The organism is Streptomyces sp. NPDC059895 (assembly GCF_042731035.1).
Classification (GTDB): Bacteria; Actinomycetota; Actinomycetes; order Streptomycetales; family Streptomycetaceae; genus Streptomyces.
Genome location: NZ_JBHWKO010000131.1, coordinates 1 through 1559, shown reverse-complemented (window position 1 = coordinate 1559; position 1559 = coordinate 1). Strand labels below are relative to the sequence as shown.

At 70.4% G+C, this 1559-nt stretch carries 1 protein-coding gene; it reads left to right on the top strand.

The genetic code is table 11. The features are described 5' to 3' along the window. Positions 1-1559 (top strand): condensation domain-containing protein (locus ACFV9M_RS42005; protein ID WP_385102746.1); only part of this gene is annotated, 1559 nt, incomplete at both ends.

The following is a 1559-nucleotide window of genomic DNA, read 5'->3' as shown; positions in this document are numbered from 1 at the left end:
CGCACCTCCACCGAGCACACCATCACCGCCGTCTGGGCCGAGGTCCTCGGCGTCGACACCGTCGGCGTCCACGACAACTTCTTCTCCCTCGGCGGCCATTCGCTGCTGGCCACCCAGGTGACCTCGCGCCTGCGGAAGAGGCTGGACGTCGACGTCCCGGTCCGTGCGCTCTTCGCCGCGCCCACGCCGGCCCTGCTGGCCGAGGCGGTGCGCGAGCTGGGGTCGGCCGATGAGCCGCCGGTCGTTCCCGTGGCCCGTGACGGTTCCCCGCTGCCGCTCTCCTTCGCGCAGCAGCGGCTGTGGTTCCTCGACCGCCTGACCCCGGACAGTGCCGAGTACCTGGTGCCGCTCGGCCTCCGTGTACGCGGTGAGCTGGACGTCGCGGCCCTGGGCGCCGCCTTCACCGCTCTGGTGGCCCGGCACGAGGTCCTGCGGACGAGGTTCCTGACGGACGACGACGGTCACCCGGCGCAGTTGGTGGACGCGCCGTGGGCGGTGACACCGACGGTGCACGACGTCCGGTCCGTCACCGACGCGGTTGCCAGGGAACGTGCCGCCCGCGAGATCATGGCGACCGAGGCACGGCGCCCGTTCGAGCTGGCGGAGGGCCGGCTGCTGCGCGTGGACGTGGTGCGGACGGCGGACGACGACCAGTACGTGCTTGTGACGCTCCATCACATCGTTTCCGACGGCTGGTCGTCGGGCGTCCTGGCGCGGGAACTGCGCGAGCTGTACACGGCGGAGCTGGAGGGCCGCGCCGTCTCACTGAACCAACTTCCGGTGCAGTACGCGGACTTCTCGGTCTGGCAGCGGGAGCGGCTCACCGGTGAGTTCCTCGCGGAGCAACTGGCCTATTGGCGTGAGCGCCTCACGGGTGTGCCGGTCCTCGAACTGCCCACCGACCACGGCCGTCCGGCCGAACGCGAGGGCGCCGAGGGTGACTCGGTGTACTTCTCGGTCCCGGCCGAGGTGGCGGACAGGCTGCGCGCGACGGCCGACCGACAGGGCGCGAGCATGTTCATGACGTTGCTCTCCCTCTTCGAGATCGTCCTGGCCCGCTACTGCCGCCAGGACGACATCGCGGTCGGGACCCCGATCGCGGGCCGGAACCGTGCCGAGACCGAGGACCTGATCGGCTTCTTCGTCAACACCCTGGTCCTGCGCACCGACCTGTCCGGCGACCCGTCCTTCACCGAGCTCCTGGACCGTGTCAAGGACACCGCCCTCGGCGCCTACGACCACCAGGACCTCCCCTTCGAACGCCTCGTGGACGAGCTGGCGCCCAACCGGGACCTGTCCCGCAATCCCCTCTTCCAGACGATGTTCGTCCTCCAGAACACGCCCGACGCAGACCCGTGGAGTCTGCCCGGCCTGACGGTCGAGCAGGTCGGCGTGGGTGGTCAGGACGCGAAGTTCGACCTTCAGCTGACGGCCGCGGAGTCAGGCGGTGAGGTGCTGGCCGCTCTGGAGTATCGGACGGATCTTTTCGAGCGGTCGACGATCGAGCGGATGGCGGGCCACATCCGCACCCTGGCCGCCTCCGTCGCCGACACCCCCGA